This is a genomic window from Streptomyces sp. ML-6 (assembly GCF_030116705.1).
Taxonomy (GTDB): domain Bacteria; phylum Actinomycetota; class Actinomycetes; order Streptomycetales; family Streptomycetaceae; genus Streptomyces.
Map to the genome: position 1 here is coordinate 1,323,002 of NZ_JAOTIK010000001.1, position 25,587 is coordinate 1,348,588.

The window sequence follows — 25,587 nt, forward strand, 5'->3', positions numbered from 1 at the left end:
GGATGCTAACCGGGGCGTTCCGGCCGCCACCAACGGAATTCGGCCGCGGTCCCGGCTCCCGTGCGCGCCCGCCCGGCGGGCGCTCAGTAGCCGCCGGAGCCCACGTGGTCCGTCAGCGCCAGCTCACGGGCGAAGGCACGCACCCGCAGCAGGCACCGGGCGGCGAGGCGGACGGACCGGCGGTGGCGCGGGCCGTAGGCCGCGCTCCAGAGTGCCGGGACACGCACGGACGGCTGGATGTGGGTCATGCGTCCAGCCTCGCCCCGTAACCGTGATCGGTCCAACAGATGGATCAGCTGGCTGCCATCGATAACGTGGATGGATGGAGATACGCCAGCTCCGCCACTTCATGGCGGTGGTCGCGCACGGAAGTTTCACCGCCGCCGCACGGGCCGAGCTGATCGTGCAGTCCGCGCTGAGCACCTCGGTGCGCAACCTCGAACGGGAGCTGGGCGCCGAGCTGTTCGACCGGACCGGCCGACGGGTGGTGCTCACCGAGGCGGGCCGGGCGCTGCTGCCCGCGGCCCGGTCGGTGCTGGCCGGGACCAGGGCCGCGCGGGAGGCCGTGGCGGCCGTGACGGAGCTGACGACCGGCCGGCTGCGGATCGGCACGATCCAGACCCTGACCTGCGTGGACCTGGCGGCCGAGCCGGCCTCGTACCACCGGCTGTGGCCGGGGGTGCAGATCTCACTGCGCGAGGCGACGACGCCGGAGCTGGTCGCGGGGCTCCGGGCCGGTGAGCTGGACCTCGCCTATCTCGCGCCGGACGCGGCCGAACTCCCCGACGGCATCGCCGGGTTCGCGACCTGGCACGAGGACCTGGTGCTGATCACCGCGCCGGGCCACCGACTGGCGACCGCCGGACGCGCCCTGATCAAGGACCTCGCCGACGAGCCGTTCGTGGACTTCCGCGCAGGCACCGGCCTGGAGACGGCGGTGCGGCGGCTGGCCGCGCACTGCGGTCTGGAGCGCCGGATCACCTGCGACGTCACCCAGATCCGGCTGCTCGTCGATCTCGTGCGGGCCGGCATCGGGGTGGCGATCGTGCCGCGGCGGATCGGGGAGGACGCGGGGCTGCCGTGCGTGAGCATCCGTCAGCCGGAGCCCGGCCGGACGGTGGTCCTGGCGGGGCGCGCGCCCCGGCCCCGCAATCCGGCAGCGGAGGCCCTCCTCGACCGGCTGACCGGCCAGGACCGCGAAAGTGGCCGTGCGCAGGCCCCCAACGCGACGTCCGTTTTCCGCCGGTACGAGGCCGGAGCGGTGCCGATGCTGGAGCCATGACAACGCTCCACGCCCCAACAACCCTCCACGACCCGACGACGCTCCACGCCCCGACGACGACCCTCCACGAGACGCGGGCCATCGCCCCCGACGTCCTGGAGCAGCTGCGCGAACGGGACGACGCCGGTGCCACCCGCCGCCCCGTCACCGACGCCGAGGGCGGCGCCCCGCTCCGCTGCTGTCTGCGGCGCAGCGCGGCCGGTGAGCGGATCGTCCTGGTCTCGTACGCGCCGTTGCGCCGCTGGGCGGCCGGGACGGGGGCCGAGCCCGGCCCGTACGACGAATGCGGTCCCGTCTTCATCCACGCCGAACAGTGCGCGGGGCCGGCCGGCGGGCCCGGCTATCCGGCCGCGCTGCACGGCGCCCGCCGGATGCTGCGCGCCTACGACGCCCGGGGGCACATCATCGGCGGAACACTGGTGGAGCTCCCCGTGGAGCGGGCCGCCGAGGTGGACGAGGTGCTGCGCGGCGTCCTCGCCGACCCGGCGGTGGCGCTGGTGCACGTACGGGCGGTGGAGTTCGGCTGCTTCCTGGCCGAGGTCCGCCGCCGGTGACCGGGGCGGCGGGCCGCGCCCCGGCCGCCGTCGCGGTCAGGGGCGCAGCGCGCGCAGCAGCAGGTCGGCCAGGTGGTCGGCGACCTCCTGGCGGCCCAGCGGGCCGTCGGGCCGGTACCAGGTGGACAGGTGGTGGATCGAGCCGAAGTGGTAGTCGACGACGAGGTCCGCGGGGGTGGCCGTGGAGAACACGCCGCTGCGCTGCCCCTCCTCCACCAGGGCCCGGAAGCGCTCGTGGTAGCGGCGCCGTTCCGCCCGTACCTGCTTGTTCTTCTCCGGGCTCAGGTGGTGCATGGAGCGGAAGAAGATCGAGGCGTCGTCGAGGTTCTCGATGGTGGTGACGACCACGTCGGCGGCGGCGTCGCGCAGGCGCCGCTCGACGGGGGCGTCGGCGTCGGCGAAGGCGTCGAGGCGCTCCTGCTGGAGCCGGAGCACCCGTGAGTAGACCTCCTGGAGGAGGTCCTCCTTGGAACCGAAGTAGTGGTAGAGCGCGCCCTTGGTGACGCCCGCGGCCTCGACGATCTCCTGGACCGAGGTGCGGTCGTAGCCCTGCTCGGCGAAGAGCCGGGTGGCGGCGGCCAGCAGTCGCTGGGGGACGGGAGCGGTGTCCTCGTCCGTCGCCTTGGTCATTGCCGCCGCCTTCCTTCCGTACCGTGCCCGATCGATCCGTGCGGGTTCCCGTGCCCGGGGCGAACCGGATCCACCGTGGGGAACGCAGTTCCCTCCCGAGGATCTTCCCACTCGCCGTCCTCGGCGGCTCGGCCAGGAGCTCCGCCCCGCGCGGGCAGCGGGTACTCGTACGCGGCGAACCGTTCCCGGCAGTACGCGCCCGGCTCCTCGCCGCCGGATGCGGAGCCGGTGGACACGGGACCCGTTCACGCGCGGGTCTCCTCCCACTTCCGCTGGAGGTGGTTCATGCTGCCGAGCCAGTGGTCGGTGTCCTCGGCCCGGGCCCGGTAGTACCCGGCGACCTCGGGGTGCGGCAGGACCAGGAAGCGGTCCTCGGCCATGGCGTCGAAGAGCGCGTCGGCGACCTCGGCGGGCTCGATGGCGCCGGGGGCGAGGACGAGTTCGCCCGCCGATCCGGCGGCGGCGAGCATGTCCGTGCGCACGCCCTGCGGGCAGATCGCGTGGACCTTGACGCCGCGGTGGCGGTAGGTGAGGGAGAGCCATTCGGCGAAGGCGACGGCGCCGTGCTTGGTGACGCTGTAGGGGGCGGCGCCGATCATCGTCAGCAGTCCGGCGGCGGAGGCGGTCGAGACGAACCGGCCGCCGCCGCGCTCCAGCCAGGCCGGCAGCAGGGCCCTGGCGGCGCGGACGTGGGCCATCACGTTGACGTCCCAGGCCGCGGCCCAGACCTCCTCGTCGGCCAGCACGTCGCCGGGCGAGGCGAGGCCGGCGTTGGCGCAGTAGACGTCGATGGTGCCGTCGAGGGCGTCCCGGGCCTCCTCCACGATCCGTGAGGCGTCGCCGACGACGGCGACGGCGCCGATCTCCTCGGCCAGCGGCCCGATGCCGGCCGCGTCGAGGTCGTTGACCACGACCCGCGCGCCCTCCTCGGCGAACCGGCGGGCCAGCGCGGCGCCGATGCCGCCTCCGGCCCCCGTGACCACCACGCCCGCGCCCCGCACCGTGCCACCCATCGGTCCCGCCTCTCTCCACCGATTCCATCGAATCCGCCGACTCCCTCGGCAGACTAACCAGTCGGTATGTCGAACCGGAAGGGGTGGACGCCGTGCCGGGAGCAGCGGGGCCGTCGGGACCGACGAAACCGGCACCGGCAGAACCGGCAGGACCGACGAGACCGGCACCGCCCGGCAGGCGCACCCCTCACACCCGTCACGTCCGGCTCATTCCGTACGGCCTGAACGCGCGCTAGCGTGCGTGACCATGACAGAGGTCGCGATCATGGAGGTAGCCGAATGAGCCTGTCCAGACGTGGTTTGCTGGCCGCCGGCGGTGCGGTGGGGGCGCTCGCGGCGACGGCCGCCGGAACCGGGACCGCGGGTGCCGCCCCCGCTCCGGGCCGGGGACGCGGCCGGGTCCGCACCGGTTTCGACCGGCTGGCGGCGGACGGCTACTCCCTGCTGAGGGGCGAGAAGGTCGGGATCGTCACCAACCCGACCGGGATCACTTCCGACGTGCGGCACGTCGTCGACGTGATGCACCCGGACGACCGGGTGGACCTGATCGCCGTCTTCGGCCCCGAGCACGGCTTCCGCGGCACCGCCCAGGCCGGCGGCTCGGAGGGCCGGTACGACGACCCGGCGACCGGACTGCCGGTCTACGACACGTACCTGAAGAGCGGTCAGCCGCTCGCCGACGTCTTCACCGCGTCCGGCGTGGACACGGTGGTCTTCGACATCCAGGACGCGGGCGCCCGCTTCTACACCTACATCTGGACGCTGTACGACTGCATGGAGGCGGCGGCGCTCGCGGGCAAGCGGTTCGTCGTCCTGGACCGGCCGAACCCGGTGACCGGGCGGGCGGCGCTCGGGCCGGTGCTCGACCCGGCGTTCGGCACGTTCGTGGGCCGCCGGGAGATCGCGCAGGCGCACGGCATGACGGTCACCGAGCTGGCGCTGCTGTTCAACGCGGAGTTCTTCGCCGAGCGCCCGGTCGACCTGCGCATCGTGAAGATGTCCGGCTGGCGGCGCTCGGACTTCTTCGACGGGACCGGGCTGCCGTGGGTGCCGCCGAGCCCCAACATGCCCACGCCCGACACCGCGCTGGTCTACTCGGGGACCTGCCTGTTCGAGGGCACCAACCTCTCCGAGGGGCGCGGCACCACCCGGCCGTTCGAACTGCTCGGCGCGGAGGGCGTCGACCACCGCTGGGCCGCGGCGGCGAACGCGCTCGACCTGCCCGGGGTGGCGTTCCGCGAGGCGTACTTCGCGCCGATGTTCTCCAAGTTCCAGGGCAAGACCGTCGGCGGCGTGCAGCTGCACGTCCACGACCGCGAGGCCTTCGACCCGGTGCGCACCGGGATCGCGCTGCTGGTGACGGCGAAGCGGACCTGGAGCGGGTTCGCGTGGCGGTCCGACAACTGGATCGACAAGCTCACCGGCAACACCCGGGTCCGCACGATGATCGACGCGGGCGCGGACACGGACGAGGTCGTGGGCGCGTGGGCGGAGGACCTCGCCGCGTTCCGGGCCGTGCGCAGGCGGTATCTCCAGTACCGGTGAGACGGTGCCTCCAGCACTGATGAGACGGTACTTCCCGTGCTGGAGGGACGGACCGGGCGGGCCGGGTGATTCCCCGGCCCGCCCGGCGCGGCACCGGCGCCGCCCCGCGGGCGGACGGCGCCGCTTCCGGAGAACGCCCTACCGGTGGGTGGGGAACTCCACCACCTGCTGGTACGTCGGCCGGTTCTGCCAGTGGATGGCCTTCTGGGTGATCCCGCCCAGCGGCCGGTGGACGATCGAGTCCGAGCACCACTGCTCGCCCGCCTTGCAGCTGCCGTCCCCGGGGTAGACCTCCGTGGCCGGTTCCGCCACGGCCTGCTTCAGGGCCGCGAGCAGCACGTCGCGGCAGGCGGCCCGGTCCCCGTCGCCGCAGTACGTCCGGGCCAGCGGTCCCTCGACCTCCTGCCCCAGGACCTGGCGCAGGTCCTTGTCCACGAAGCCCCACCAGCCGTACTGGAACGCCGATCCGCTGTGCGCCCCGCTCGGGCCGTGGGCGGCCGACGGGGACTCGTCGGTGGCGAGGTTGGCGGTCAGCGCCCCGTACAGTTCGCTGCCGAGGCCGGGGGCGAACTCCGCCTCGACCAGCTTCGGCCACCACGCGTCCATGATCCGTACCGCGTCGGCGTGGCTGTACGCGTGCGATCCCGGGCTGCTCTCCCGGCGCTGCGAGCCGGCCGCCCGCCAGGAGTCCAACTGCTGGACCGCGGTGTTCAGTTCCGGGTCGGTGACCGGACCGGAGCGGATCACCTTCAGCAGTTCGGGCAGCAGCTGTTCGCCGCGCAGGTCGGTGACCGCGGCCTCGGCCATGGCCCGGGTCAGGGACGCCCGGGTCACCCCGCCCTCCTCGACGAGCTTCGCCACCCGGTCGTCCAGCAGGTCCCCGCGGTGCACCGCGCCGAACCCGAAGCCCGCCGTGGCGTATCCCTCGGCCTGCCGGTTGTTCCAGGAGATGTAGTAGTCCTGGCCGCTGGAGTGCGGGTGCTCGGCGAACGCGGTGTACTCGGCGGTGTTGCCGGCCGGGTCGTACCCCCGCCACTCGTAGGCCTGCTCGGCCCGCACCGGCAGTGCCGGGTCGACGCCCGCCGCGCGCACCGGGTTCATGCCGCTGTTGTAGTAGGCGGCGGTGCGGGAGTCCGCGTAGAACCAGTTGAAGGCGTAGTCGATGTTGCTCGCCGCCCGTTGGAAGGAGGCGGCGTCCTTGATGTAGTCCGGGTCGTTGAACATCTGGAAGCCGATGATCGAATCGGCCTCGTGGCGGTAGGTGGTGCGCAGCGAGGTGTACGCGACGGGCTTGCCGTCGATGGTGGCGCGGTGGGTGACGATGCCGTAGTTCGTGCGCCTCACCTGCATCCGGTAGGAGCCCGCCGCCGTGGAGTCGGCGAGGGTCGGCTTCCAGGAGTTGGTGTGCGACAGCGTCTCCATGGCGGTGCAGGTGCCCCGGTGGAGGTAGTGCGTGGACTCCTTGGTGGGCGTGGTGCCGTCGGGCTCGCACAGTTCGACGGCGTAGGTGTCGGTGATGTCCTGGCCGGCCGAGGTGGCGCTCCAGGCGTAGTCCTGGCCGCGGCCCATCTGGACGTACATGCCGACGCCGGCGAAGGAGACGCCGCGGGCGCTGATGCCGGGCCCCTGGAGTTCCTGGAGCATCATCAGCTGCGGGGCGAAGTAGCCGGTCTGCGGCCCGAACACGGCGATCGGGTTTCCGCTCGCGGTGTGCTTGCCGGAGACCAGCAGGGCGTTGGACATACCGCGCTTCTGGGCGCCGGGGCCCGAGCCGGGCAGCGCGCCCTCGGGGATGACGCCGTGGTCGTAGATGCCCTGGGCCTTCTCGAGCCCGGCCGGTGCCTCGACGGGCGTCTTCCGGTCGGTGCCCGCGGAGCCGGTGCGGTCGTGGATGAGGGGTTCGGCCGTGACGGACCCGGCGTCGGGGAGCGCGGTGCCGCGCGCCTGGTCGGGCTTGCGGGCGTACGGGAACGAGGTGCCGTCGTGGACCGTCAGCACGGCCTCGGGGTCCTCGCGCTGGCGGAACGACTCCCAGACCCTGGTGCCCTCGGCCACGCCGTACTTCTGCTGGGCGGCGAGCAGCGAGAGCGCCGCCTGCACCTCGCCGCCGCCCCCGCCGCCGAACTGGCCGCCGACCACGGAGGCGATGGAGATCAGGTCGGTCAGCTTGAACGGCTGGATCTCGCCGATGTTGGTGATGGCGTCGATCTTGCCGGTGAGGACGTACTCGCCCGGGAAGTAGCGGCCGTTCTTGGACTTCTCGCGGTACGCGTTGATGCCGTCGACGTACGCCTGGGCGTCGGCCATGGCCTGTTCGCCGCGGGCGCCCTCATGGGTCCTGATGTACTCGACCTGGGCTTCGAGGTCGGCCTCGGTGTACGGGGCCTGCGGCCAGAACTGCTGCTCCAGGCCCTGGTTGGCGAGCGCGCCGCCGGCGAACGAGGTCAGCTCGCCGCGCCCGATGTGCCGGAAGAGGTCCATCAGCCACAGCCGGTCCTGCCCGGCCGCGTACCCGGCCCCGAACTCGGTGCCGTAACGGGTGGTGCCCTTGATGTGCGGGACGCCGGACGCCTTGTCGCGGGTGATCGTGACGTCGCTGCGCGGCGAGACGACGGACTCGACCTGGTCCTCGGGCACGCCGAACGAGGCGTCGTTGAAGAATTCGGTGAGCTTCTGGTCGGTGAGGCCGGTGTGCCCGGCCACCAGGCCGTTGTAGCGGTCGAGTTGGTCGTCGCTGTGGGCGGGGTGCGTGCCGAGCGTCTTGTTGCCGAGGATCTCGACGAGGGTGGCGTTGCCGTTCTCGCCGGGCGGCAGGATGTCGTCGCACTGTCCCCGGCAGTGGTCGATGACGGGTGCGGGTTCCGCGGCGGCCGCGCCGGACTGCGGCGAGGCCGCGAGCAGAGCGGCGCCGAGTGCGAGGACCGCCGTGACGGTGGCGGCTCTGAGCTTGACGGTGCGTGGGGGCATGAGCGCTCCTCCAAGTGGCCTGTGGGCCGGAGGTTACTGGCGGTAGGCCCCGCCGGTAAGGTGAGCAACCGTCACATTTTCTGAATCGTCACATGGCGCCGCTCCTCCCCCGGCCGCGCGCTGCCGCACCCCTCCCGCCGGACGCCTCTTCACCGTCCCGGGATCCAAATCGGGGGGCCGTACGTCAATTCATTGACACCGAAGTACGACGACGGCGAAGTACGAGCGACGGAGGTGGCAGTGCGATGGCCGGTTTTCGGAGTCTTGCGAGACAGGTCCGCGATCCACGGATCGATCTGGCGCTGCGGCGGTATTCGCTGCGCAAGTGCCTGGAGAGGTTCGCCCCGTACGGGCACCGGGCGACCTGGCACCATCTGTGTGCCCGGCACGGCATCGAACCCGAAGACCGCTCCCCCGACCCGGCGCGGCTGGTGCGCGCGCTGGACGAGCTGGAGGCGGCGCGGGCGGTCTGGCTGGGCCACGAGGCGGGGTTCGCCGAACGCCGCAGACGGGAGAAGCACGACGGGCTGCGCAGACCCGGCGCGCTCGACGACTGGCACCGGCACACCTGGGGCGGCCACGGGGTCGCCCGCTGCGCGGACCCGGCGGTACACCCGTCGGCGCCGCTCGCCGAGGTGCTGCGCCGGCTGATCGCGGCCCTGGAGTCCGGGCCGGGTACGGCCTGCCCGGTGTGCGCGGGGACCGAGATGCACTGGCGGGAGGAGGCCGGGGGCGGGCCCGTCCCGGGACCGGTGTGCGCGGGCTGCGGGATCGTGGTGCCGCAGCCGGTGCTCACACCGGGGGCGCTGGCCGCGGCCCGGGGCGCACGACGCCGGGATCTCGCCTCGGTGGCATGACGTGCGGAGTCCCGGCGGCACCTCCCGGTGACGCCCGCCCGCCCCCGGACCCCGGGGCTACGGGCAGTCGCCCGGCGGGCAATCGGCCGGCGGGCAATCGGCCGATGAGCGCTCGACCGAGGGGCGCTCGACCGAGGGGCGTTCCGGCATCAGGCGCGAACCGCTCATCCGCTGACCGGAGATGTCGTTCGGGTTGGAGAGCACGCAGTTCTCCAACGACAGGCAGCCGCAGCCGATGCAGTCGGTGAGGTGGTCCCGCAGCCGGGCCAACTGCTTGATCCGTTCGTCCAGTTCGGAGCGCCAGGCCTCGGACAGCCGCGCCCAGTCCTCGCGGTTCGGGGTGCGTTCCTCGGGAAGCTCGGCGAGCGCCTCCCGGATGGTGGCGAGCGGGATGCCCACGCGCTGCGCCGCCCGGACGAACGCGACCCTGCGCAGCGCGTCCCTGGTGTAACGGCGCTGGTTGCCGCTGGTGCGGCGGCTGCTGATCAGGCCCTTGGCCTCGTAGAAGTGCAGGGCCGAGACGGCGGCTCCGCTGCGCGTGGAGAGCTGTCCGACCGTGAGTTCATGGAGTGTCTGTGGGATCTGGGGCACTCCTCCAACCCTACTTGCCCGCCCATCCGGCGGTCCGTCGTTGACAGGAACGCACCCGCGAACCATGCTGAGCAAGCGCTTAGACAGGGCGCTCAGGGATGGCATGGAGCTGGAAGGGCAGGGAGCGGGAACATGGCGGAGCCGAGGATCTTCACGTCCGCGCAGGAGCTGCGCGACGGCGTGGGCGAGCAACTGGGGCACAGCGACTGGCTGGAGGTCGACCAGAAGAGGATCGACCTCTTCGCCGAGGCCACCGGCGACCATCAGTGGATCCACGTGGACCCGGAGCGGGCCGCGTCCGGGCCGTTCGGCACGACCATCGCCCACGGCTACCTCACGCTCTCGCTGCTGCCCGCCCTCGTCCCCCAGGTCATGCGGGTCGAGGGCATGAAGATGGGCATCAACTACGGGACGAACAAGGTCCGCTTCCCCTCCACCGTGCCCATGGGCTCGCGGCTGCGCGCGAGCGCCGTCCTGAAGAACGTCGAGGAGGCCGGGGGCGGCGTGCAGGTCACCGCCCTCGTCACGGTCGAGCGCGAGGGCGGCGACAAGCCGGTGTGCGTGGCCGAGTCGGTGTCGCGCTACTACTTCTGACGCCCGCCGCCGCGCCGCCGCGCCTTTGCCCGCGGCAGCGCAGCACACCCGGCGGCACGCGGCCCCGCGCGACTCACCCGGCGGCGCACGGGCCCCGCGTGGCACACCTGACGGCGCGCCGCGCGGCCGTCACCGCTCGGCGCCGACCATGCGCAGCACGAGGCCGGCGTAGAGCTCACCGACCTCGTCCGGCGTCCGGCTGCCCTGCTCGTTGAACCAGCGCGCCACGTCGATGCAGAGCGAGAGCACCGCGAGCGTGGTGCCCGGCACGTCGGGGACGTCGAACTCCCCCGCCCGCACCCCCTCGCCGATGATCCGGCGGACCACGGCGTCACTCCTGCGGCGCAGGCCGACGATCTCGGCGCGGTGCTCCTCGCCGAGGGCGTCGAGTTCGTACTGGACCACGCGTGCGGTGGTGTGCCGCTCGGCGTGCCAGCGGACGAAGGACCGTACGGCCTCGGCCAGCCGCTCGGCCGCCGTGCCGCCGCCGTCGGCGGCGGCCTCCAGGACGGCCAGGGCCCGGTCGTGGCCGATCCGGCTGATCCGGTGGAGCAGCTCTTCCTTCGTCTTGTAGTGGATGTAGAGCGCGGCGGGACTCATCCCCGCCCGGCCCGCGATGTCACGGGTGGTGGTGGCGTGGTACCCGCGCTCGGCGAAGGCGTCGACGGCGGCGACGAGCAGCCGCCTGGCCGCCTCGGGCGTCACCTCGCCCCACGGCGCGTCGCCGTCGGTCTCCTCCGCCGTGCTCATCGTCCCTCGCCCCTCTCGTCAGCAGGACGAACACCATACCGCGACCCCTGAGCAAGCGCTTAGGGGCCGGGACGGTGCTCGGGGGCCGGGGCCCGGGGGCCGGGGCCCGGGACGGATCGGGCCCCGGTCGGGTCAGAGCTTCTGGAAGGGGTCGTGCTCGGCGAGGATCTTCTCCAGCCTGGCCTGGTCGACCCGGCTGACGAGCTGCCCCGCCTCCTGGCGGTCCCTGATGACCTTGGCCAGGGTGAAGCAGGAGGTCACGAGATAGAGGACCCCGATCGCGAGGAACCCGCGGACCCAGGCGTCGGCGTCCAGGAAGTAGATACCGAGGGTCACCGCGCCCATCGCCACTCCGAAGGAGGCGACGGCCTGGCCGTAGAAGGCCGCGGTGCCCTGCTGCTTGACGGTTGTTGTCTCGCTCATGCCGCCAGCATCGGGCGGGGTGGCGTGCGCCACATCCGTTCCCGTACTCAGTCCGCTACTCAGACTCCCGTTCGAAGCCGCTCGGGCGGGCGGCGGGTCAGAAGGCGGAGACCCCCGTCAGCGCACGGCCGATGATCAGCTTCTGGATCTGACTGGTCCCCTCGTACAGGGTCATCACCCGGGCGTCGCGCAGCAGCTTGCCGACCGGGTACTCGTCGATGTAGCCGTAGCCGCCGAAGACCTGGAGGGCGTTGTTGGCGGCGCGGACGGCCGCCTCGGAGGCGAAGAGCTTCGCCTTGGACGCGGCGGTGGCGAAGTCCTCGCCGCGGTCCACGAGGTCGGCCACCCGCCAGGTCAGCAGCCGGGCGGCGTCGACGTCCACGGCGATGTCGCTGATGAGTTCCTGGACGAGCTGGTGGCCCGCGATGGGGCGGCCGAACTGCTCGCGCTCGCCCGCGTGGCCCACGGCGGCGTCGAGGGCGGCCCGCGCGATGCCGACGCAGCCGGCCGCGACCGACATCCGCCCCTTGGCCAGGGCGGACATGGCGATCGAGAAGCCCTTGCCCTCCGGGCCCAGCAGCGCGGAGGCGGGTACGCGGACGTCCTCCAGGACCAGTTCGGCGGTGGCCTGGCCGCGCAGGCCGAGCTTGCCGTGGATGGGGCGGCGGGTGAGGCCGGGGGTGTCGGCGGGGACCAGGAAGGCGGATATGCCCCTGGGGCCGGGGGCGCCGCCGGTGCGGGCGAAGAGCAGCACCACGTCGGCCCAGGTGCCGTTGGTGATGAACATCTTGGTGCCGTTGATGACGTACGAGTCGCCGTCCCGGACCGCCTTCGTCGTCAGGCTCCCGGCGTCCGAGCCGGTGCCGGGCTCGGTGAGGCCGAAGCAGCCGATCGCCTCGCCCGCGGTGAGCCTCGGCAGCCAGTGCCGCTTCTGCTTCTCGTCGCCCCAGGCCGCGACGGTCTTGGCGACCAGGCCGAGGGAGACGGAGACGATGCCGCGGACCGAGGAGTCGCCGCGCCCCAGCTCCTCGGTGACCAGGCAGTACGCGAGGTGGTCGCCGCCCGAGCCGCCGTACTCCTCGGGGACGGTGAGCCCGAGGAAGCCCACGGAGCCCAGCTTCCCCACGATCGACCTGTCGACGTTCTCCGCCCGGTCCCACTCCACGACGTGGGGGGACACCTCGCGGGCGACGAAGTCCTCGGCGAGCCTGCGGACGGCTTCCTGCTCCTCGCTGAGCTCCAGGTTCATCCCTGACCCCCACCCTTAATTAGCACTGCTAGTTTTTCGTTCGCAGGCCCTACTATGTGCCGCATGGCCCGACCGCGCAAGCCCCTCCTCAGCCGAGACCGGATCGTCGAGACGGCGAGCGCGCTCGTGGACGCCGAGGGGCTCGACGCCGTCTCCACCCGACGGCTCGCCGCCGAGCTGGGGGTCAGCGGGCCCTCGCTCTACAACCACTTCCGCAACAAGGACGAGATCCTGGACGCGGTCGCGGACGCCGTCTCCGCCCAGGTCGACCTGTCGATGTTCGACGAGTCGGACACCCGCGACTGGCGGGCCGCCCTGCACGACTGGGCCGTCTCCTACCGTGCGGCGCTCTCCGCGCATCCGCACATCGTCCCGGTGCTCGCCCGGGGGCCGGGCCGCCGTCCGGCCGGTCTCCGGGTCGCCGACGCGGTCTTCGGCGCGATGGTCCGGGCCGGCTGGCCGCCCGCCCAGGCCACGTACATCGGGGCCCTGATGCGCTACTTCGTCACCGGCTCGGCGCTCGGCTCGTTCGCCGGCGGCTTCGTGGACGACGAGACGGCGTACGACCCCGCCGAGTACCCGCACCTCGGCCGGGCCCATCTGCTGGCCGAGCGCCGCCGGCAGGTCGACGAGGGGGCGTTCGAGACCGGGCTGCGGGCCCTGGTCGACGGCCTCTCGCTCCAGTACGAGCTGCTGACGCCCGACCTGACGGTTCGGCCGGCGCCGAAGCGTTCCTGACGCATCCTGGTCCCATGGCACGCATGGCACACCCCGATCCGGCCGCGCCCCGGCTGGCCGCCCTGGCCGCGCTCCTCGCCGACGAGACCCGCGCCACCTTCTGCCTCGCCCTGCTGGACGGCCGCGCCTGGACCGCGGGCGAACTGGCCCGGCACGCCTCCGTGGCGCCGTCGACCGCCAGCGAACACCTCGGCAGGCTCGTCGCCGGGGGGCTGCTGGCCGAGGAGCGACAGGGCCGCCACCGCTATCTGCGGCTCGCCGGCGAACGCGTCGCGCACCTCGTCGAGGACCTGGCGGCCCACGCCTCCCCGGGCCCCTCCCCCGCGCGTCCGCGGAGCCTGGGCGCAGCGACCGCCGACCGGGCGCTGGCCCGCGGCCGCACCTGCTACGACCACCTCGCGGGGCGGCTCGGCATCGCGATCGCCGACGCGATGACCGCACGGGGGCTGCTCCGGCAGGACACCGGCTTCGCCCTGACCGACGACGGCCTGCGCTGGTTCGACGGGCTGGGCATCGGCCTGGATCCGGGGTCGCGGCGTCCGCTGGCGCGCAGCTGTCTGGACTGGACGGAGCGCCGGGCGCACCTGGCGGGCGCGGCGGGGGCCGCGCTGTGCCGGTACGCCCTGGAGGCGCGGTGGTGCGTACGGATCGGGTCCGGGCGCGCGGTGCGGGCGACCGCGGAGGGCGAACGGGCGCTGCGCGAACACCTCGGCATCGAACCGGAGTCGATTCGGTAGGTACCGAACGGTCGCGGCCCTACGGTCGGGGCATGACGACGATCTCCTCCCCCGCGGCGCCCCGTGACTGGCGGGCCCCCGCCGCCGCCTGCACCACCGTTGTGCTGTGGGCCTCCGCCTTCGTCTCCATCCGCAGCGCGGGGGACGCCTACTCGCCCGGCGCGCTCGCCCTCGGCCGGCTGCTCTCGGGCACCCTGGCGCTGGGCGTCCTGCTGGCGCTGCGGCGCGAGGGGCTGCCGCCGCGGGCCGCCCGGCCGGGGATCCTCTGGTCCGGGCTGCTCTGGTTCGGCCTCTACATGGTGGCCCTCAACTGGGGCGAGCGGCAGGTGGACGCGGGCACGGCCGCGATGGTGGTGAACATCGGTCCCCTCCTGATCGCGCTGCTCGGCGCCAGGGTGCTGGGCGAGGCGCTGCCCGGCAGGCTGATCGCGGGCATGGCCGTGTCGTTCGCGGGCGCCGTCGTGGTCGGGTTCTCGATGTCGGGGCGCGGCGGCGCCCCGGTGTTCGGCGTGGCGCTCTGCGTGCTGGCCGCGGTGGCGTACGCGACGGGGGTGGTGCTCCAGAAGCCCGCGCTGCGGCACGGCTCCCCGCTCCAGGTCACGACGTTCGGCTGCCTGGTCGGCACGGTGGTCTGTCTGCCGTTCTCCGGTGCGCTGGTCTCCGAGGCCGCCGACGCGCCCCTGTCCGCCACCCTGAACATGGTCTATCTGGGGCTCTTCCCGACCGCGCTGGCCTTCACGACCTGGGCCTACGCGCTGGCCAGGACCACGGCGGGCCGGATGGGCGCCACCACCTACGCCGTGCCCGCGCTGGTGGTGGCGATGTCCTGGCTGGTGCTGGACGAGGTGCCCGCGCCGCTCGCCGTCGGCGGGGGCCTGCTCTGCCTGGCAGGGGTGGCGGTCTCCCGGACCCGTACGCAGACTGGCCTGACACGGAAGGAACCGACGCAGCCTGCGGAGGGACACCGGGATGACACGGAGCGCCAAGCGACCGAACGGCCGCGGTAGGGCGGCGAAGGCGGCGGCCGGGGACCGGAAGGACATGTCGGACGCTCTCGCCGAGGCGGCCCGCCACGGCGCCGGGCTCGAGGGCTTCGCCGTGGCCGACAGCGGTGACGACGACCCGGTCCTGGTGACGCCCGAGGGCCGGCCCCGGGACGCGTGGCGCGAGGACTATCCGTACTCCGTCAAGCTCGGCCGGAAGGCGTACGAGAAGTCCAAGCGCGCCCTGCAGATCGAGCTGCTCAAGCTCCAGCACTGGGTTAAGGACCGCGACGAACGCCTCGTCATCCTCTTCGAGGGGCGGGACGCGGCGGGCAAGGGCGGCACGATCAAGCGCTTCACCGAGCACCTCAATCCCCGTGGGGCGCGGGTGGTGGCGCTGGAGAAGCCCACCGAACGCGAGCGCACCCAGTGGTACTTCCAGCGGTACACGGCCCATCTGCCGTCCGCCGGGGAGATCGTGCTGTTCGACCGGTCCTGGTACAACCGGGCGGGTGTGGAGCGGGTGATGGGCTTCTGCACCACCCGCGAGTACCTGGAGTTCATGCACCAGGCACCGGGCTTCGAGCGGATGCTCGCCCGGGACGGCATCCATCTGGTGAAGTTCTGGTTCTCGGTCTCGCGCAACGAGCAGCGCAACCGGTTCATGATCCGTCAGATCGATCCGGTGCGGCAGTGGAAGCTCAGCCCGGTCGACCTCGCCTCGCTCGACAAGTGGGACGCGTACACCGAGGCCAAGGAGCTGATGCTGTTCCACACGGACACGGCGGACGCGCCCTGGACCGTGGTGAAGAGCAATGACAAGAAGCGGGCCCGGCTGGAGGCGATCCGGCACGTGCTGCACCGCTTCGACTACCCGGACAAGGACACGGACGTGGTGGGCGAACCCGATCCGCTGATCGTCGGCCCGGCCTCCCGGCTCTTCGAGCGGGGCGAGATGGACGCCCGGCTGCTCACCACGGAGCGGGCGGAGGCCGGGCCGACGGGTTGAGTGCCGGGCCGGCGGGCCGGGCACCGGGGCGGCGGGCCGGGCACCGGGGCGGCGGGCTACTCGAACACCACGAGCGCGCGGCCGCCCCTGCCCGCGATCATGTCGTCGAAGGCGGCCGGGATGCCGTCCAGGCCGATCCGTCCGGTGACCATCATGGAGAGGTCGAACCTGCCCGCCCGGATGTGTCCGGCGAGGACGGGCAGGTCCCGGGCCGGGTCGCTGTTGCCGTACACGCAGCCGGTCAGCGAGCGGCCCCAGTGGAAGATCTCCAGGGCGTTGAAGGACACCTGCTGGTCCTTGCCGCCGATGCCGACGACCGTGGTGCGGCCGCCGCGGCGGGTGGACTCCCAGGCGCCGCGGATGGTGACCGGCCGGCCGACGCACTCGACGGCGACGTCGGCCCCCTGGCCGCCGGTGAGTGCGCGGATCGCGCGCGGGGTGGTGTCGGAGGCGACGACGTAGTCGGTGGCGCCCGCCCGGCGGGCCAGTTCCTCCTTCTCCGGCGACACGTCCACGGCGATGACCTTCGAGGCGCCCGCAATCCGGGCGGACTGGAGCACCGCGAGGCCGACGCCCCCGATGCCGAACACCACGACGGACTCGCCGGCCCGGACCCGGGCGCTGTGGTGGACCGCGCCGTATCCGGTGAGGACCGCGCAGCCGAGCAGGGCGGCGTCGGTGAGCGGGATGCCGTCCGGGGCGGGCAGTACGCAGTTCGCGGCGACGACGGTCTCCTGGGCGAACGCCGCCACGTTCAGCCCGGGGTGGAGTTCGGTGCCGTCGGCGGTGCGGGCGTGGATGCCGGCCGCTCCGGCCAGGGCATGGGCGCAGAGCCAGACCTCGCCGATCCCGCAGTGGTGGCAGCTTCCGCAGGACGGGGCCCAGTTGAGCACGACGCCGTCGCCGGGCGCGACATGGGTGACGCCCTCGCCGACCGCGACGACGGTGCCCGCGCCCTCGTGCCCGAGGACCGCGGGGACGGGCACCCGCATGGTGCCGTCGGACAGCGAGAGGTCGGAGTGGCAGACGCCCGCGGCGGCGAGCGCGACCCGCACCCGGCCGGGGCCGGGTTCCGGGAGTTCGATGTCGGTGATCTCCAACGGGGCCTTGACGGCGGGCAGTACGGCGGCGCGGACCACGAACGGGCTCCTCGACGATCGACGGGACTGGACTGGACGGGCGTGCGGGTGGTGCAGGTGGTACGGGTGACGGCGGGGGCCGGAAAGGAATCAGAACTGGAGGGACTTGGTCTGGAGGTACTCCGCGAGGCCGTGCGGGCCGAGTTCGCGGCCGACGCCGGACTGCTTGTGACCGCCGAACGGGGCGAGCGGGTTGAACCGGCCGCCGTTGATGTCCACCTGCCCGGTGTCCATCCGGCGGGCGAAGGCCACGGCCGTGGCGTCGTCGGCGGCCCAGACGGCGCCCGCGAGCCCGTACACGGTGGCGTTGGCGATCCGCAGGGCGTCGTCCTCGTCCTCGTACCGCAGGATCGAGAGGACGGGGCCGAAGATCTCCTCCTGGGCGATGGTCATCTCCGGGGTGACGTCGGCGAACACGGTGGGGCTGACGTAGCAGCCCGTCTCCCGCGGGGCGTCGGGGCCGCCCGCGACGAGCCGGGCGCCCTCCTCGACGCCCTTCTCGATGTAACCGCGCACCCGGGCCTGCTGCCTGGCGTTGACGAGGGGGCCGATGCGGTCGCCGTACTTGCCGGCCGCCTCCACGGCGAGCGCGACCGCCTCGTCGTACTGCGAGGTGTGCACCAGCATGCGGGTCCAGGCGCTGCACGTCTGGCCGGAGTTGCCCATGACGTTCGCGACGCCGACGGCGACGGCCCTGGCGAGGTCCGCGCCCGGCAGGATGACGTTGGCGGACTTGCCGCCCAGTTCGAGGGCGACGCGCTTGACGGCCGCGCCGGCCGCGGCGCCGATCCGCTTCCCGACGGCGGTGGAGCCGGTGAACGAGACCAGGTCGACGCCGGGGTGTTCGGCCAGGGCCTGTCCGGCGACCGGGCCGAGGCCGGTGACCAGGTTGAACACGCCCGCCGGGATCCCCGCCGCGTGGACGGCCTCGGCGAAGAGCTGGGCGGTCAGCGGGGTGTCCTCGGCGGGCTTGAGGACGATCGTGCAGCCCGCCGCGAGGGCGGGGGCCACCTTGGCCACGATCTGGTGGAGCGGGTAGTTCCACGGGGTGATCGCGCCGACCACGCCGACCGGCTCGGCGTACACGGTGGAGTTGCCGATCCTCTCCTCGAAGGCGTACGAGGCGGCGAGCTCGGCGTACGAGCCCGCCACCTCGACCGGCAGGCGCGCGTGCACCGCCTGCGAGAACGACGGCGGTGCGCCGAGTTCGGCGGTGACGGTCCCGGCGATCTCGTCCTTGCGGGCCACCAGCACGTCGCGCAGGGCGGCGATCCGGGCGGCCCGTTCGGCGGGGGCGGTGGCCGCCCAGCCGGGGAGCGCGGCGCGGGCGGCCCGTACCGCGGCATCGACGTCCTCCGCCGTGCCCGCCGGGACATGGGCGATGACCTGCTCGTCCGCGGGGTTCACGACCTCGATCGTGTCCCGTCCCGCGGCAGGCCGCCAGGCGCCGTCGATGTACATGCCGTCGTGGGCCTTCATGGCTGTTCCTCCCGGACTCCCGGACGCGGTTGCGGCGATGTCGCCCGCCCCAAACTAGCGCTGTTAGTTTTGTGGCGCCAGAGACGCCCGTCACGCCCGGTGGGGCGTGCGCGCTCAGCCCAGTTCCGCGGGTTCGTGGCCGGGGTTCTCGAACTGGGTCCGGTACAGCTCCTCGTACCGGCCGCCCGCCGCGAGGAGTTCGTCGTGCGTGCCCCGTTCCACGATCCGCCCGCTCTCCACGACGAGGATGAGGTCGGCCGCCCGCACCGTGGAGAGCCGGTGGGCGATCACGACCGCGGTGCGTCCGGCGAGGGCTTCGGTCAGCGCCTCCTGGACGGCCGCCTCGGAGGTGTTGTCCAGGTGGGCGGTGGCCTCGTCGAGGATGACGACGCGCTGGCGGGCGAGCAGCAGGCGGGCGATGGTCAGCCGCTGGCGTTCGCCGCCGGAGAGCCGGTAGCCGCGTTCGCCGACGACGGTGTCGAGCCCGTCGGGCAGCGAGGCGACGAGGCCGTCCAGGCGCGAGCGGCGCAGGGCGTCCCAGAGTTCCTCCTCGGTGGCGTCGGGGCGGGCGAGCAGCAGGTTGGCGCGGACCGACTCGTGGAAGAGGTGGCCGTCCTGGGTGACCATGCCGAGGGTGTCGCGCAGGGTGTCGGCGGTCAGGTCGCGCACGTCGATGCCGCCGATGCGCACCGTTCCCTCGTCCGTGTCGTACAGCCGCGGCAGCAGTTGCGCGATGGTCGACTTGCCCGCGCCGGACGAGCCGACGAGCGCCACCGTCTGTCCGGGTTCGGCACGGAAGGAGACGCCGCGCAGCACTTCGCCGCTGTCGCGGGTGTCGAGGGTCGCGACGTCCTCCAGCGAGGCGAGCGAGACCTTGTCGGCGGACGGGTAGCCGAACCTGACCCGGTCGAACTCCACGGACACCGGGCCGTCCGGGACCGTCCGCGCGTCCGGCTTCTGGCCGATGAGCGGTTTCAGGTCGAGTACCTCGAAGACCCGCTCGAAGCTGACGAGGGCGCTCATCACCTCGACGCGGGCCCCGGCGAGGGCGGTGAGCGGGGCGTAGAGCCGGGTCAGGAGCAGGGCCAGGGCGACGACCGCGCCCGCGTCCAGCTGTCCGCGCAGCGCGTAGTGGCCGCCGAGGCCGTAGACCAGGGCGAGGGCGAGGGCCGAGACGAGGGTGAGGGCGGTGATGAAGGCGGACTGGGCCATGGCCGTGCGGACGCCGATGTCGCGGACCCGGCCGGCCCGGGCGGCGAACTCGGCGGACTCGTCGGCGGGCCGGCCGAAGAGCTTGATCAGGGTGGCGCCGGGGGCGGAGAACCGCTCGGTCATCCGGGTGCCCATCGCGGCGTTGTGGGCCGCGGCCTCCCGCTGGAGCCTCGCCATCCGGCTGCCCATCCGGCGGGCCGGCAGGACGAAGACCGGCAGCAGCACCAGCGCGAGCACGGTGATCTGCCAGGAGAGGGAGAGCATGACGCCGAGGGTGAGCAGCAGCGTCACGAGGTTGCTGACGACGCCGGACAGGGTGTTGCTGAAGGCGCGCTGGGCGCCGATGACGTCGTTGTTGAGGCGGCTGACGAGGGCGCCGGTGCGGGTCCGGGTGAAGAACGCGATCGGCATGCGCTGCACGTGGTCGAAGACGGCCGTGCGCAGGTCGAGGATCAGTCCTTCGCCGAGGTTCGCCGAGAGCCAGCGGCTGACCAGGCCGAGCCCGGCCTCCGCGACGGCGATCACCGCGATGAGCAGGGAGAGGCCGGTGACGGTGCCCGACTCCTCGCCCGCGACGATCGCGTCGACGACGCGTCCCGCGAGGATCGGGGTGGCGACCGCGAGGAGCGCCGTCACCACGCTCAGGACCAGGAACTGGACGACCCGGCGCCGGTGCGGCCGGGCGAAAGCGGCGATGCGCCGCAGGGTGGCCCGGTCGAAGGGGCGCCGGTCGGTCTGCGCGTTCATGACGTTGTGGAGCTGTGTCCACGCCGTGGTTTCCATGCTCATGCAAGGAACGTACGACCTCCAGTGGGCTTGAGGTCAACGCGGATTCCGCCGCGCTGTCAGTCCAGGAGCCGCGCCAGGTAGGCCCGCAGCAGGATGCGGGTCTCGGCGACGATGGCCGGATCGCCCGCCGGGTCGCTGCGGAACGCGAGCCTGAGAACGGCGTCGGCGGCCTCGACGCAGACCAGGATGGTGCGGAGCCGCTCCTCCTCGGGGGCGTGGCCGAGGTACCCGGAGAGCAGTTCGGCGAGTCGGCCGGCGACCCGGCGGTTGGCGTCGTCGGCGGGGTCGTCGACGGGGGCCGGCACACCGAAGTCGACCAGGGCGAATCCGGCCACGGACCGCTTCATGGCCAGGTACTCGTCCAGGACCGCGTCGATGGCGCTGCGCCAGTCGGCGGTGGGGATGGTGGCCAGGCGGCCGGTGACGCGTTCGGCGAAGCTGTCCAGGTTGCGCCGGGCCAGCGCGTCGGTCAGCGCGCGCTTGTTGGAGAAGAAGCGGTAGACGGAGCCGATGGGCACTTCGGCGCGCACGGCCACGGCCCGGGTGGACAGCTGCTCGTAGCCGGTCTCATCGAGGAGCTCGGCGCAGGCGTCGAGTATCCGGGCGAGGCGTTCGGCGCTGCGCTGCTGCACGGGGGCGCGACGGAGGTTCGTGTTGACGTGGGACACGGGCTCCATGATGCCGTGGGTCTCCTCTGCGACGGGTGGCCGACCGCCGTCGATGCTCACACGATGAGCAACGAAAGCCCTCCGACGGTATAGGTGATCATCAGGATCAGCAGCGGGAGCTGTCCCGCGACGGCGCGGCCGGGCGGGAAGAGGCGTACGGACCGGTCGTGGGCGGCGACGACGCCGAGCACGTGGCCGAGGACGATCGCGAGGACCTGGAGCGTGGCGACGCCGCCGGGCCCCAGGGGCGGATCGGGCGGGACGGGATCGTCGGCGCCGAACGCCGTCATGAGGGTGCGCGGCCCCTCGGTGACGAAGAGCGTGAAGTAGTGGGCGACGAGGTAGCCGAGGGCGATCGGGACGAGCGAGTGCGCGAAGGCGGTGAGCGGGTGGCGGAGCCGGCCGGAGATCAGCCGGACGGCCCCGGCGCACAGGGCGTGGAGGGTGGCGACGAGGGCGACGGCGGCCAGGAGGCCGAGCGTGGCCGCGGCGGTGCGGCCCAGGGGCGATGCCTGGACGGTGGTGATCCAGGAGGGGGAGTCGGAGAAGCCGTCGTAGGCGGTGGAGCCGAGCATGACGCAGACGGTGGCGACGAGGCCGGGGAGCTGCGGGGTGGCGTCGAGGCCGTTGAACGGGGAACGGAGCACGAGCCGGCCGTCGGCGGGGCGGCGGCCGAGCGGGGAGAGCCGGGCGAGCAGGACGGAGTAGACCTCGAAGGCGTCCGCGTGGTCGAACCATGCGGCGCCGTGGCGGGCGGCGCCCGCGAGCTGGACGGCGGTGTGGAGGGCGAGGAAGAGCAGCAGGGTGGTGGCCGAGGCGGGGTCGGGGGCGACGAGTTCGAGCCAGGTGAAGGCGAGGAGCCCGGCCGCGGCGGGCCACAGCCCGAGCCGGGTGGGCAGGGGGCGCCCCCGGCCGGGGGCGCGGCGGAGCAGGCGGCAGGCGACGAGGTGGACGGTGCGCAGCGGGTTGACCAGCCGCCAGACGGGCCCGAACAGGAGCGAGGCGGGGACCAGCCCGACCCAGAGGAGCACGTACACGGCGCCGGGGGCCGGGTTGCGTTCCGGGTCGTCCGGTCCGAGGAGGAGGTGGAGCACGACGAACAGCCCGGCGGCGAGTCCCAGGACGCGCAGGGCGGTACGGGTCGGGCGGGCGTCGGCGAGGCGCTGGACGGCGGCCGGGACCGGACGGCCCGCCCGGTCGCCGCGGAACCGCGAGGCGGACCAGAGCAGGCCGAGCGCGAGGAAGGAGACGAAGAGCGCGGTGAAGGCTCCGGCGAAGGCGTAGAAGGGCGACAGCGGCAGGTCGTGCTGGGCGCCGATGCCGTGGGCGAGGGCGGTCACCGTACGACGAGTTGGGTCAGGAGCAGTTCGGACTCGTGCGTCTCGACCTCGAAGAGCCCGCTGCGGTCGGCGGTGAAGGTCAGGGTGACGGTGCGGCCCGCGGGCAGTCGGGCCTCCTTGTCGTAGCCGTGGACGTGGAGGCTGTCGGCGCGGTCGCTGCGGACGCGCAGCTGTACGGTCCCGCCCTTCTCGACCTCGGTGCGGCCGGGGGCGGGGCTGACTTCGCCGCGGGAGACGGTGATCTCCAGCACCGTGCCGGGCCGGGGCTTCCCGGAGCGGGGTTCCCCGGAGCCGGTCGCGCCGGGGGCCGGCTCGGTGGCGGCGGTGGGCTTCGCGGCGGGGGCCGCGAGGGAGGCGGTGGCCTGGACGGGGGCTCCGTTCACGGCCCAGGCGGTGTGGTCGTCGGCGTGGAGCCGGGCGGTGAGGCCGGTGCCGCCGCCCGCGCCGCGGACGAGGGAGGCGGGGAGGTGGTACCAGGAGCCGTAGACGCGGGCGAGGGGGCGGCCGTCGAGGAACAGGCGGGCGTGGCCGCGTCCGAGGAGGGCGGCGCCGCCCACGCTGTCCGGGGTGAACCTGAAATTCCGTACGGAGAGGTGGACGTTCCACCCGTCCTCGGAGTCCCGTCGTACGGTGACCGTCACGGCGGGGGCGCCCTCGGCGTCGACCTCGCGCAGCCGGTTGCCCGAGCCGTCCTCGGCGGTGAGCAGCCGGCCGTGGTCCCCCTCGGCCTGCTCGTGGCTCGTGCCGGGCTTGTGGTGGGTGGTGGCCCGCCCGCCGCAGGCGCTCGCCCCGAACACGAGGGCGCCCGCGGTGAGCACGGTGACGGCCGTGAGGACCGGCCGGGCGGCCCGCGGCCGTCTGCGAGAACGCCTCATGCCCCGTCCCCTTCCGAGGTCCGCGGCGCCTCCGGGGCCGGTGCCGCCCCCGGGGTCCGCGGGGTTGCCGATGCCGTCGGTGCCGTCAGTGCTTCCGGTGCCGCAGAGGCCGCAGAGGTTTCCGAGGTCCCGGAGGTCTCCGGCGCTCCGGGGTCCCCGCCCCGTTCGCCGTGCCGGGCGGTGGCGATCACGGCCCACACCACCCAGACCACGCCGAGGAGTCCGCGCACCCAGGCCGGACCGAGCGGGATCCACGGGATCATGAACACGGCCTTGTCGAGGGCGTCCAGCAGCGTGAGCGCGCCCAGCACCACCGTGGTCCACCCCAGCCCCGGCCGTTCGCGCCGCAGCACGAGCCCGGTCCCGGTCCACCACACCCCGGTCAGCAGCAGGGCCAGCGCGGGCACGTGGGAGGAGGCGAGCCCCGTCGTCGAACCGGCGACGTCCAGCACGAGGCCGATCGCCCCGAGCGCCGTGACGACGGTGGCGGACCGGCTGCCCCGCAGCCTGCGCCACCACAGCACCCCGCCGACCAGGGCGAGCACCACGGCGATCGCCAGCGTCACCTGCGTCTCGATGCGTTCGATGCCCCGCGCGCCGTACCAGTCGCAGCCGGCCGGCAGCCGCCGCGCCCGCACGTCGTAGTCGGCGCAGACCAGCAGTTGGGCCAGTTTGACCGGTTCGCCGACGAGCCGGTCGCTGCCGCCGGACACGGCGCCGCGCTCGGCTCCGCAGGTGGGCAGGGTGCGCGGGGACGAGGCGCCGGTGTCCGCCTGCCAGCAGTTGCCGCCGCCCTGGCCGTCCCACCAGACGTCGGTGCGGTTGGGCCGGGAGTTGCCCGCCCGGTCCTTGCCGAGGTGGTTGTTCGCGTACCGGTTGTGGTGGGAGGTGTCGGTCTGCTTGGACAGTGCGTTCTCGCCCCGGATGAAGGCGGGGACGGCGGACAGGTAGAAGGCGGTGCGCCGGTGTCCGTAGATCCAGTTGTTCTCGTACAGGTTCCAGTTGCCGCCCGCGGTGATGATGCCGGAGCCGGGCGGCATGGAGATCTGCGGGCACACGACGCCGTCCTCGTAGCCCCGTTCCACGGGCGGTTTGGCGCAGGTGCCGTCGGCGACGTACCGGTAGTAGTCGGCGTTGTTGTCGTGGATCAGGTTGCGCTCGAAGCGGGCGTGGTTCTGCGGCAGTCCGGGGTGGCCGGGGAAGGCGCTGTCCATCGAGGCGCCGCCCATGTTGTGGTCGAACTCGTTGTCGTGGACGTAGACGGAGTCGCCCGCCGTGCCCGAGTAGCCGACCATGTTGTGGTGGCTGCGGCAGCCGGTGATCTCGATGGAGTAGCGCGGTACGTCGTAGCCCCGGCCGTCGTTGATGTCGGAGGCGCTGCCGGGGTAGATGCCGGAGTCGCCGTTGCCGTACGACTCGCAGTTCTTGTACAGCCCGTGGTCGCTCGCGAAGGTCAGGAAGCCGTACTCGTCGTTCCACCGGGTGAGGACGTCGTCGATGACGAAGCCGTCCTGTGCCAGAACGTACAGGGAGTTGAAGGTGGTGCGCTGGGCGGTGAAGTTCTTGAAGTAGACGCCGTCGGACCTGTCCGCGCGGATCGCGTTGAGCTTCTGGTACTTGGCGTCGATCACCACGTCCGTGCGCTCGGCGCCCGTGCCCTCGATCTGGAGGTTCTTCTTGCCGAGGATCGCCACCAGGTTCTGGTTGTGCGGGCACCGCACCTGCTGGGCGTACGACAGGATCTGGTAGCCGAGCTGGGAGTCGGGGGCCTTCAGCCGGGCGCACTCCCCCGCCGGGGCGGGCAGCGAGGGCTCCTCCTCGTACAGACCGGGCAGGACCGCGATGTTCATGCCCGGCCTGTCGACCGCGTCGACGGCCTGCTGCAGATGGCGGAAGCCGGACTCCAGGCACCGGTCGAAGAGTTCCAGGTTCCGGGCCCGCAGTCCGGCCGGGAAGGCCGCCACCCGGCGCTCGAAGTCCGCCCGGTCGCCCTTGCAGACCAGCAGATCGGGTTCGCCCGTGCGGTACACGGGAACGCTTCCGGTTCCGTCGGGCAGTTCGACCGGACGTTCTTCGTGCGCCTGCGCCGCGGGGGCCGCGAGGAGGGCGGCCGCGAGCGCCACCAGGACCACCAGAACTCTTCGTGTCCATGACATGCACGAG

General features: G+C 73.2%; 24 protein-coding genes. 9 read left to right on the forward strand and 15 right to left on the reverse strand.

Annotation, left to right across the window (positions count from 1 at the left end):
• Positions 1-83 precede the first annotated feature (83 nt).
• Entirely contained in the window at positions 84-248 is a 165-nt protein-coding gene (locus tag OCT49_RS05815) for a hypothetical protein (protein WP_283850813.1), read from the reverse strand.
• 74 nt (positions 249-322) lie between these two features.
• Between OCT49_RS05815 and OCT49_RS05820 the strand changes: the two genes are divergently transcribed.
• A complete protein-coding gene (locus OCT49_RS05820) occupies positions 323-1,282 on the forward strand; it encodes a LysR family transcriptional regulator (protein WP_283850814.1) in 960 nt (319 codons plus the stop codon).
• On the forward strand, positions 1,279-1,836 hold the full coding sequence (locus tag OCT49_RS05825; protein ID WP_283850815.1) for a DUF1203 domain-containing protein: 558 nt from the start codon (positions 1,279-1,281) through the stop codon (positions 1,834-1,836). The genes OCT49_RS05820 and OCT49_RS05825 overlap by 4 nt, the downstream gene beginning before the upstream one ends.
• Positions 1,837-1,872: 36 nt before the next feature.
• On the opposite strand, the gene OCT49_RS05830 is transcribed toward OCT49_RS05825, so the two are convergent.
• Together OCT49_RS05830 and OCT49_RS05835 are read right to left on the reverse strand one after the other, a co-directional pair.
• Positions 1,873-2,466, reverse strand: coding sequence for a TetR/AcrR family transcriptional regulator (locus OCT49_RS05830; RefSeq protein WP_283850816.1), 594 nt, complete (start codon positions 2,464-2,466; stop codon positions 1,873-1,875).
• A 245-nt stretch (positions 2,467-2,711) separates the two neighbouring features.
• Positions 2,712-3,479 (reverse strand): SDR family oxidoreductase, encoded by a 768-nt coding sequence (locus tag OCT49_RS05835; protein WP_283850817.1) that lies wholly within the window; start codon positions 3,477-3,479, stop codon positions 2,712-2,714.
• Between the two features lie 279 nt (positions 3,480-3,758).
• On the opposite strand from OCT49_RS05835, the gene OCT49_RS05840 reads away from it, so the two are divergent.
• Positions 3,759-5,024 (forward strand): exo-beta-N-acetylmuramidase NamZ family protein, encoded by a 1,266-nt coding sequence (locus OCT49_RS05840; protein WP_283850818.1) that lies wholly within the window; start codon positions 3,759-3,761, stop codon positions 5,022-5,024.
• Between the two features lie 138 nt (positions 5,025-5,162).
• Here OCT49_RS05840 and OCT49_RS05845 read toward each other — a convergent pair whose 3' ends face one another.
• A complete protein-coding gene (locus OCT49_RS05845) occupies positions 5,163-7,991 on the reverse strand; it encodes a penicillin acylase family protein (RefSeq protein ID WP_283850819.1) in 2,829 nt (942 codons plus the stop codon).
• A 245-nt stretch (positions 7,992-8,236) separates the two neighbouring features.
• On the opposite strand from OCT49_RS05845, the gene OCT49_RS05850 reads away from it, so the two are divergent.
• Complete coding sequence (locus OCT49_RS05850) at positions 8,237-8,848, forward strand: hypothetical protein (protein ID WP_283850820.1); 612 nt, start codon at positions 8,237-8,239, stop codon at positions 8,846-8,848.
• A gap of 57 nt (positions 8,849-8,905) precedes the next feature.
• Here OCT49_RS05850 and soxR read toward each other — a convergent pair whose 3' ends face one another.
• A complete protein-coding gene (gene soxR / locus OCT49_RS05855; RefSeq protein WP_283850821.1) occupies positions 8,906-9,439 on the reverse strand; it encodes a redox-sensitive transcriptional activator SoxR in 534 nt (177 codons plus the stop codon).
• Between the two features lie 132 nt (positions 9,440-9,571).
• Here soxR and OCT49_RS05860 point away from each other — a divergent pair, with 132 nt between their 5' ends.
• A complete protein-coding gene (locus OCT49_RS05860; protein WP_283850822.1) occupies positions 9,572-10,033 on the forward strand; it encodes a MaoC family dehydratase in 462 nt (153 codons plus the stop codon).
• Between the two features lie 129 nt (positions 10,034-10,162).
• Here the strand turns inward: OCT49_RS05860 and OCT49_RS05865 are convergent, their stop codons facing one another.
• The 3 genes from OCT49_RS05865 to OCT49_RS05875 all read right to left on the reverse strand — a co-directional run bounded on the left by OCT49_RS05865 (position 10,163) and on the right by OCT49_RS05875 (position 12,455).
• Positions 10,163-10,783, reverse strand: a complete 621-nt coding sequence (locus tag OCT49_RS05865; RefSeq protein WP_283850823.1) for a TetR/AcrR family transcriptional regulator — start codon at positions 10,781-10,783, stop codon at positions 10,163-10,165.
• A gap of 132 nt (positions 10,784-10,915) precedes the next feature.
• Positions 10,916-11,206 carry a YiaA/YiaB family inner membrane protein gene (locus OCT49_RS05870; RefSeq protein ID WP_283850824.1) on the reverse strand — a complete coding sequence of 97 codons (291 nt, stop codon included), beginning with the start codon at positions 11,204-11,206 and terminating at the stop codon, positions 10,916-10,918.
• Positions 11,207-11,303: 97 nt separating this feature from the next.
• Positions 11,304-12,455 carry an acyl-CoA dehydrogenase family protein gene (locus tag OCT49_RS05875; protein ID WP_283850825.1) on the reverse strand — a complete coding sequence of 384 codons (1,152 nt, stop codon included), beginning with the start codon at positions 12,453-12,455 and terminating at the stop codon, positions 11,304-11,306.
• Positions 12,456-12,518: 63 nt separating this feature from the next.
• Between OCT49_RS05875 and OCT49_RS05880 the strand changes: the two genes are divergently transcribed.
• From OCT49_RS05880 to ppk2, 4 genes are read left to right on the forward strand one after another with little or no spacing between them, the layout of a single operon-like run.
• Positions 12,519-13,193 (forward strand): TetR/AcrR family transcriptional regulator, encoded by a 675-nt coding sequence (locus tag OCT49_RS05880; protein WP_283850826.1) that lies wholly within the window; start codon positions 12,519-12,521, stop codon positions 13,191-13,193.
• A 14-nt stretch (positions 13,194-13,207) separates the two neighbouring features.
• Positions 13,208-13,930: an ArsR/SmtB family transcription factor gene (locus tag OCT49_RS05885; RefSeq protein WP_502963338.1), complete on the forward strand. Its 723-nt coding sequence runs from the start codon at positions 13,208-13,210 to the stop codon at positions 13,928-13,930.
• A gap of 32 nt (positions 13,931-13,962) precedes the next feature.
• Positions 13,963-14,937 (forward strand): DMT family transporter, encoded by a 975-nt coding sequence (locus tag OCT49_RS05890; RefSeq protein ID WP_283850827.1) that lies wholly within the window; start codon positions 13,963-13,965, stop codon positions 14,935-14,937.
• The gene (gene ppk2, locus OCT49_RS05895; RefSeq protein WP_283850828.1) at positions 14,900-15,922 is read left to right on the forward strand and encodes a polyphosphate kinase 2; all 1,023 of its coding nucleotides are present in this window, start codon (positions 14,900-14,902) and stop codon (positions 15,920-15,922) included. The genes OCT49_RS05890 and ppk2 overlap by 38 nt, the downstream gene beginning before the upstream one ends.
• A gap of 56 nt (positions 15,923-15,978) precedes the next feature.
• Here the strand turns inward: ppk2 and OCT49_RS05900 are convergent, their stop codons facing one another.
• The 7 genes from OCT49_RS05900 to OCT49_RS05930 all read right to left on the reverse strand — a co-directional run bounded on the left by OCT49_RS05900 (position 15,979) and on the right by OCT49_RS05930 (position 25,580).
• The gene (locus tag OCT49_RS05900) at positions 15,979-17,061 is read right to left on the reverse strand and encodes a Zn-dependent alcohol dehydrogenase (protein ID WP_283850829.1); all 1,083 of its coding nucleotides are present in this window, start codon (positions 17,059-17,061) and stop codon (positions 15,979-15,981) included.
• A 90-nt stretch (positions 17,062-17,151) separates the two neighbouring features.
• A complete protein-coding gene (locus tag OCT49_RS05905) occupies positions 17,152-18,540 on the reverse strand; it encodes an aldehyde dehydrogenase family protein (protein ID WP_283850830.1) in 1,389 nt (462 codons plus the stop codon).
• 114 nt (positions 18,541-18,654) lie between these two features.
• A complete protein-coding gene (locus OCT49_RS05910; protein WP_283850831.1) occupies positions 18,655-20,541 on the reverse strand; it encodes an ABC transporter ATP-binding protein in 1,887 nt (628 codons plus the stop codon).
• A 56-nt stretch (positions 20,542-20,597) separates the two neighbouring features.
• The gene (locus OCT49_RS05915; RefSeq protein ID WP_283850832.1) at positions 20,598-21,218 is read right to left on the reverse strand and encodes a TetR/AcrR family transcriptional regulator; all 621 of its coding nucleotides are present in this window, start codon (positions 21,216-21,218) and stop codon (positions 20,598-20,600) included.
• 47 nt (positions 21,219-21,265) lie between these two features.
• Complete coding sequence (locus OCT49_RS05920; RefSeq protein ID WP_283850833.1) at positions 21,266-22,549, reverse strand: hypothetical protein; 1,284 nt, start codon at positions 22,547-22,549, stop codon at positions 21,266-21,268.
• The gene (locus OCT49_RS05925; protein ID WP_283850834.1) at positions 22,546-23,424 is read right to left on the reverse strand and encodes a cupredoxin domain-containing protein; all 879 of its coding nucleotides are present in this window, start codon (positions 23,422-23,424) and stop codon (positions 22,546-22,548) included. Before OCT49_RS05925 ends, OCT49_RS05920 begins: the two co-directional genes overlap by 4 nt.
• Positions 23,421-25,580 (reverse strand): right-handed parallel beta-helix repeat-containing protein, encoded by a 2,160-nt coding sequence (locus OCT49_RS05930; RefSeq protein WP_283850835.1) that lies wholly within the window; start codon positions 25,578-25,580, stop codon positions 23,421-23,423. The genes OCT49_RS05925 and OCT49_RS05930 overlap by 4 nt, the downstream gene beginning before the upstream one ends.
• Positions 25,581-25,587: the final 7 nt, after the last annotated feature.